Source organism: Kitasatospora sp. NPDC056327 (assembly GCF_042261735.1).
Lineage (GTDB): Bacteria > Actinomycetota > Actinomycetes > Streptomycetales > Streptomycetaceae > Kitasatospora.
The window spans coordinates 23973-30789 of record NZ_JBHJRC010000072.1 but is presented as its reverse complement, the minus strand read 5'-3'; the positions used below and the strand labels follow the sequence as shown (position 1 = coordinate 30789).

At 74.2% G+C, this 6817-nt stretch carries 6 protein-coding genes; all 6 read right to left on the bottom strand.

Annotation, left to right across the window (positions count from 1 at the left end):
- Positions 1 to 143: 143 nt before the first annotated feature.
- The gene (locus ACFCX4_RS13520; RefSeq protein WP_376141621.1) at positions 144 to 1406 is read right to left on the bottom strand and encodes a pseudouridine synthase; all 1263 of its coding nucleotides are present in this window, start codon (positions 1404 to 1406) and stop codon (positions 144 to 146) included.
- Positions 1407 to 1469: 63 nt separating this feature from the next.
- Positions 1470 to 2063: an SMC-Scp complex subunit ScpB gene (gene scpB, locus ACFCX4_RS13515; RefSeq protein ID WP_376141639.1), complete on the bottom strand. Its 594-nt coding sequence runs from the start codon at positions 2061 to 2063 to the stop codon at positions 1470 to 1472.
- 293 nt (positions 2064 to 2356) lie between these two features.
- Positions 2357 to 3250 (bottom strand): segregation and condensation protein A, encoded by an 894-nt coding sequence (locus ACFCX4_RS13510; RefSeq protein ID WP_376141618.1) that lies wholly within the window; start codon positions 3248 to 3250, stop codon positions 2357 to 2359.
- 175 nt (positions 3251 to 3425) lie between these two features.
- On the bottom strand, positions 3426 to 4097 hold the full coding sequence (locus ACFCX4_RS13505; RefSeq protein WP_376141615.1) for a hypothetical protein: 672 nt from the start codon (positions 4095 to 4097) through the stop codon (positions 3426 to 3428).
- The gene (locus ACFCX4_RS13500; RefSeq protein WP_376141636.1) at positions 4094 to 5161 is read right to left on the bottom strand and encodes a ParA family protein; all 1068 of its coding nucleotides are present in this window, start codon (positions 5159 to 5161) and stop codon (positions 4094 to 4096) included. Before ACFCX4_RS13500 ends, ACFCX4_RS13505 begins: the two co-directional genes overlap by 4 nt.
- Positions 5162 to 5635: 474 nt before the next feature.
- The gene (gene ald / locus ACFCX4_RS13495) at positions 5636 to 6751 is read right to left on the bottom strand and encodes an alanine dehydrogenase (protein ID WP_376141612.1); all 1116 of its coding nucleotides are present in this window, start codon (positions 6749 to 6751) and stop codon (positions 5636 to 5638) included.
- Positions 6752 to 6817: the final 66 nt, after the last annotated feature.

The window sequence follows — 6817 nt, the reverse complement described above, 5'->3', positions numbered from 1 at the left end:
CCCCACCTCTCTTCCGGCAACCCCCCCCCCCCCCCCGCCGGCCCCCCCCCCCCCCCCCGCCCCCCCCCCCCCCCCCCCCCCCCCCCCCCCCCCCCCCGGGGGCCCCCCCCTTCCGGGGAACGGCCGCTACGGCCGGCCGGCCGTTACAGGCCGACCTCGCGCATCAGCTGACCGACCTCGGGGTTGGTCAGCCGGCGCAGCCAGCCGGACTTCTGGTCGCCGAGCGCGATCGGGCCGAAGTGGGTGCGCACCAGCTTCTCGACCGGGAAGCCGGCCTCCGCCAGCATGCGGCGGACGATGTGCTTGCGGCCCTCGTGGAGGGTCACCTCGACCAGGTAGTTCTTGCCGACGTTCGAGACGACCTTGAAGCTGTCGGCCCGGGCGTAGCCGTCCTCCAGCTCGACGCCCTTGGCCAGCTGCTTGCCCAGGTCGCGCGGGATCGGCCCCTGGATGGCGGCCAGGTAGGTCTTGGTCACGCCGTACCGGGGGTGGGTGAGGCGGTGGGCCAGCTCACCGTGGTTGGTGAGCAGGATGATGCCCTCGGTCTCGGTGTCCAGGCGGCCGACGTGGAACAGCCGGGTCTCCCGGTTGGTCACGTAGTCGCCCAGGCACTGGCGGCCGTCCGGGTCCTCCATGGTGGAGACCACGCCGGCCGGCTTGTTCAGCGCGAAGAACAGGTAGGACTGGGTGGCGACGGTCAGGCCGTCCACCTTGATCTCGTCCTTGTGCGGGTCGACCCGCTTGCCCTGCTCGGTGACCCGCTTGCCGTTGACCTCGACGCGGCCCTGCTCGATCAGCTCCTCGCAGGCGCGCCGGCTGCCGATGCCGGCCCGGGCCAGCACCTTCTGCAGGCGCTCGCCCTCGGGCTCGCCGAAGGTCTTGGGCAGCTTCACGGCCGGCTTGTCGTGCCGGGCCAGCACGGCGTCCTCGATCCGGGCCTGCAGCTCGCGCGAGCGCTGCGGCTGGCGGCGCGGGTCGCCCGGGGCCGGCTGGCCCTCGCGGCGCGGCCGCGGGGCCGGGCCGGGCCGGCGGCCGGCGTAGCCGCCGCGGGCCGGGGTGGCGTTGGGGCCGCCGCCGTACTCGGGGCGGTCGTACCGGCGCTCCTCGGGCCGCAGCGGGCGGTCCGGGTAGCGGCGGTCGTCGCGGCGGTCGTCGCGGCGGCTGTCGCGCCGGTCGTCACGGCGGTCGTCGCGCCGGTCGTCACGGCCGTACGAACCACCGCGCGGGGCGGAACCGCCCCGGCCCGCGCCGGATCCGCCGCCGGACCCGCCGCCGTACGAACCTCCGCGCGCACCGGAGCCGCCGCGGCCCGCGCCACCCCCGTAGGAGCCGCCCCGGCCCCCGCCCTGTCCGCCGCGACCGCTGCCGCCGCCGCTGCTGTTCCTGCCGTTGCCACTGCTACGCATCAAAGTGTCCGTACGTCGTTACCGTCTGGGCTGTGCGGTCGTTTCGGCCGACCTCACCGCCCCCTACCGATCGGGCACGGCCCGATCGGCCTCGCCACTGCCGTCCGCGGCCTGCGCGGCAGCGGCGGCGACCGCCTCCGCGATCATCGTGCCCTCCAGGGACTCCGCTTCCACGTCGTCGACCTCGGGCAGGAAGGGAGCGAGCTCCGGCAGCTCGTCCAGGCCGCGGAGCCCCATCCGTTCCAGGAAGTAGTTCGTCGTCCGATACAGGATCGCACCTGTTTCGGGCTCGGATCCGGCCTCTTCCACCAGTCCTCGCTGTACCAGGGTACGCATCACGCCGTCACAGTTCACACCGCGGACGGCCGAGACCCGCGATCTGGACACCGGCTGCCGGTATGCGACCACCGCCAGGGTCTCCAGCGCCGCCTGGGTCAGCCGGGCCTGCCGGCCGTCCAGGACGAACCGGTCGACGGCCGGCGCACAGGCCGCACGGCTGTAGAAGCGCCAGCCGCCGGCCACCTGCCGCAGGTCGAAGCCGCGCCCCTGGGCGGTGTACTCGGCGGACAGCTCGCGCAGCGCCGCCGCGACCTCGGCACGGGGCCGCTCCAGCACGGACGCCAGGTGGGCCTCGCCGGCCGGCTCGTCGACGATCATCAGGATCGCCTCAAGCTCCGCCCGCAGCCCGGGGCCGTCCTCCACCGCGGGCGCGGCCGGCCCGTCCTCCACCACCGCTGCGGCCACCGCGCGCTCCACCACGGCCACGGGCTCCACCGGCGCCGGCACCGGCGCCGGCACGCCCGCACCGGGCCCGTCCTCCCCCGGCCCGCCCCGGCCCCCCGCCGGGACCCCCGGCGCCGGTTCCAGCCACTCCTCCGCGCGCGGCCGCCCCGGCACCCCGAGCACCCGCCGGGCCGGCCGACCACCGACCGCGCCGCCGTTCCCGCCCGTCATCGCCCGTCCTCCTCGCCCTTCGACGCCCGTGCCGCGTCCTCGCCCGCCGGCCGGTCGAACTCGTCCGTCACCTCGACCGCGCCCCGGTCCGCCTCCGCCACCCACCGCACCAGCAGTTCGCCCAGCGCGTCGGGCTGCTCGAAGGCCAGCACCCGCTCCCGGTACAGCTCCAGCAGGGCCAGGAAGCGGGCGACCACCACCATGGTGTCCGGCGCGTCCGCGACCAGCCGCCGGAAGCTGGCCTCGCCCAGTTCGGTCAGCAGCCCGGCCACCAGCCCCGCCTGCTCGCGCACGCTCACCGGCGGGGTGTGGATGTGGTCGACGTAGACGACCGGCTTCGGCCGGGGCGCCATCGCCCGCGCGGCCAGCTCGGCGAGGCGCTCACCGCCGATGCCGAGCACCACCTCGGGCAGCAGTCCCGCGTGCCGGGGCTCCAGGCCGACGCTGCGGGGCTGCCGCAGCAGCTCGGCCGCCCAGCGCTCGCCGAACAGCGCCGCCGCCCGTTTGTAGGCCCGGTACTGGAGCAGCCGGGCGAAGAGCAGGTCGCGCGCCTCCAGCAGCGCGAGGTCCTCCTCGTCCTCCACCTCGGCGGCGGGCAGCAGCCGGGCCGCCTTGAGGTCGAGGAGGGTGGCGGCGACCACCAGGAACTCGGTCGCCGCGTCGAGGTCCCAGTCCGGCCCCATCGCCCGGATGTGCGCCATGAACTCGTCGGTGACCGTCGCCAGCGCCACCTCGGTGACGTCCATCCGGTGCTTGGCGATCAGGCTCAGCAGCAGGTCGAACGGGCCCTCGAAGTTGTCCAGCCGGACCCGGAAGCCGCCCTGCGGCCCGTCCGCGCCGACGGCTGCGGCGGCCTGGGCGGCGACGGGGCTCTCGGGCGTGCTCGGCATGACGGTCCATCTTCACCCGGCGGCGGGGCCCGCCCGGTACCGGGGCCGCCGACACGCCGGGCCGCGCCCGGCCGGGGACCACGCCCCGGCGCCCGCCGCGCCCGCTCGGCGCCCGTCCGGCCCGCGTACCGCCCACCGCACCGCCCCGGACCCCCCGCGGCCCCGAGGCACGTGCTCAGCGCCCGCGCAGCCGCCGCACCAGGATGCTCGCCTCGCCGCGCTGCTCCAGATCGGCCAGCACCACCGCGATCGCCTCCCGGACGATCCGCCCGCGGTCCACCGCCAGGCCGTGCTCGCCGCGGAGCACCAGCCGGGTGTGCTCCAGGTCCATCAGCTCCTCGGCGGAGACGTACACGGTGATCTTCTCGTCGTGCCGCTCGCGCCCGGTGGGACGGCGCGGCGCCCGGCCGCGCGGACGGGGCCGCCCCGCGGCGCCCGCCTGGTCCTCAGCCGTGCCGGCGTGCTGCCGGGGCGCCGGGGCCGTCGGGCGACCGCCCTGTGCGGCCTTGGGGGCCCCCGTCGCGCCCGTGCCGGGCCCGGTGGCACCCTGGCCGCCCGGCTGCGCGGGAACGGGCGCCTGGGGCGTGCCCGGCGCTCCGGCGCTCCGGCGCGTCCCTCGTCCGCTCCCCGGCTGCTCCCCGGCCGCTCCGGCGCCGCCGTCGGTGTGCTCCTGGCCCTCGCCGCCGGTGGGGCCGGCACCCTCGGCGCCGTCCGCGTCACCGGCGCCGTTGACCGCCCGCGCGGTCTCCGGTCTGGGCGCCTCGGCGGCCGAACGCGACGCGAGGGACGGCGACAGCGCCATCCCGCCGGTGGTTCGGAACAGCTCGTCGGCACCCGGGAGACTCACTCGGCGGGGCGGCACCGGTCGAGCACCTCCCTGGCGAGCTGGCGGTAGGCGGCGGCACCGACCGAATTGGTCGCGTACGTCGTGATCGGCTCGCCGGCGACGGTGGTCTCCGGGAAGCGCACGGTCCGCCCGATGACGGTGTGGAAGACGTGGTCGCCGAACGCCTCGACGACGCGCGCCAGCACCTCGCGGCTGTGCACGGTGCGCGAGTCGTACATGGTCGCGAGGATGCCGTCCAGGCGCAGCTCGGGGTTGAGCCGCTCGCAGACCTTCTCGATGGTCTCGGTGAGCAGCGCGACACCGCGCAGGGCGAAGAACTCGCACTCCAGCGGCACGATGACGCTGTGAGCGGCGGTCAGCGCATTGACCGTCAGCAGGCCCAGCGAGGGCTGGCAGTCGATGATGACGTAGTCGTAGTCGGGCAGCAGCGGCTTCAGGGCGCGCGCCAGCGCGGACTCCCGGGCCACCTCGCTGACCAGCTGCACCTCGGCGGCGGAGAGGTCGATGTTGGACGGCAGCAGGTCCATGCCGGGCACGGCCGTCTTCAGGAGCACCTCGTCGGCCGTCAGCCCGCGCTCCATCAGCAGGTTGTAGACGGTGACGTCGAGTTCCATCGGGTTGACGCCGAGACCGACGGAGAGGGCGCCCTGCGGGTCGAAGTCGACGAGCAGCACGCGGCGGCCGTACTCGGCCAGCGCCGCGCCCAGGTTGATGGTCGACGTGGTCTTGCCGACGCCGCCCTTCTGGTTGCACATCGCGATGATCTGGGCGGGGCCGTGCTCGGCCAGCGGTGCGGGGATCGGGAAGTACGGCTGGGGACGCCCGGTCGGGCCGATCCGCTCGCGGCGCTGGCGCGCGGCGTCGGGGGCGAGCGTGGCCGCGTACTCCGGGTCCGGCTCGTACTCGGCGTCGGGGTCGTCGTAGGCGCCGTAGGCGAACTCGCCGTAGGCCAGGCCGTGGGCCGGCAGTTCGGCGTCGTAGTCGGTCACCGTGGTCACCTGTGCTGTGTTCTGGCGTGCTTCGAAAGTACGGAGAGCGACCGAGCCGACCTCGGCCGAGCCCACGGACGCCTGCCTGGCCACGGACTCCCCACTCGGCTGGCCGGCGGTGTGCTCCGCCAGTCCTGGCTGACCACCCCCGGGAGCAAATGTCGACTCATTCACAAGTCGTCTTACCTCCTTGGGCATCCAGGACTCTATGTCGATTCGTCAGCGTGGCAGCATGCCGACGGTTTGCGACTCTAGGCCGTTCAAGGCGTTCGCAGCAACACAATCCACGGTAGTGGGCAGGATGTGTCGACTATCGGGCACCCCTCTGTCAAGGGATGCGAAGGCCCTTGACCCTAACGTTTCCGGGGTCGGGTGACATGACCGATGGAAATTGACGACAGAGCGACCCACCCGTTCCGCCCCGGGCGTCACCACCGGGTTCACCACTCGTTCACACCGGCTCCCGGGCGGTGCCGGAACCCCCCGTACGCGGGCACGCCGAAGCCCCCGGCCCGGGGGAAACCGGGCCGGGGGCGACATGCGTCACGCTCAGGCGAGCACGGACTCCAGGGAGACCGACTCCAGGCCGAAGGCCTCGGCGACGGCACCGAAGGTGATCTGGCCCTCGTGCACGTTCAGGCCCTTGGCGAGGGCGGCGTCGCGGCGCAGCGCCTCCTTCCAACCACGGTTGGCCAGCTCGACGACGTAGGGCAGCGTCGCGTTGGTCAGCGCGTAGGTGGAGGTGTTCGGGACGGCGCCCGGCATGTTGGCCACGCAGTAGAAGACCGAGTTGTGGACCTGGAAGGTCGGCTCGGCGTGCGTGGTCGGGTGCGAGTCCTCGAAGCAGCCGCCCTGGTCGATGGCGATGTCGACGAGCACGGAGCCCGGCTTCATGCGGGAGACCAGCTCGTTGGTGACGAGCTTGGGGGCCTTGGCGCCCGGGATCAGCACGGCGCCGATGACCAGGTCGGCCTCGATGACGGCCTTCTCCAGCTCGAAGGCGTTGGACATGATCGCCTTGATCTTCGTGCCGAAGATCTTGTCGGCCTCGCGCAGCTTGTTGATGTCGCGGTCGAGCAGGGTCACGTCGTAGCCCATGCCGATGGCGATGGTGGCCGCGTGCCAGCCGGAGACGCCACCGCCGATGACGACGGCCTTGGCCGGGTGGGTGCCGGGCACGCCGCCGGGCAGGGTGCCGCGGCCGCCGGCCGGACGCATCAGGTGATACGAGCCGACCTGCGGGGCCAGCCGGCCCGCGACCTCGGACATCGGGGCGAGCAGCGGCAGGGCACCGTTGGCGAGCTGCACGGTCTCGTACGCGATCGCGGTGGTGCCGGAGGCGACCAGCGCGTCGGTGCCGGCCCGGTCGGCCGCCAGGTGGAGGTAGGTGAAGAGCGTCTGGCCCTTGCGCAGGCGGTGGTACTCCTGCGCGATGGGCTCCTTGACCTTCAGCACCAGGTCGGCGGTGGCCCACACCTCGTCGGCGGTGGGGAGGATGGTGGCGCCCGCGGCCACGTACTCCTCGTTCGGGATCGAGGAGCCGACGCCGGCGTTGTCCTCGATGTAGACCTCGTGTCCGTTGCGGACCAGCTCATGCACACCGGCAGGCGTGATGGCCACGCGGTACTCGTGGTTCTTGACCTCGCGGGGGATGCCGACCTTCACGGCTAAACACGTCCTCTTGCCATGGGGGTCCCTACCGGAGAAGACCGGCGGGCGACGCGCACGTGG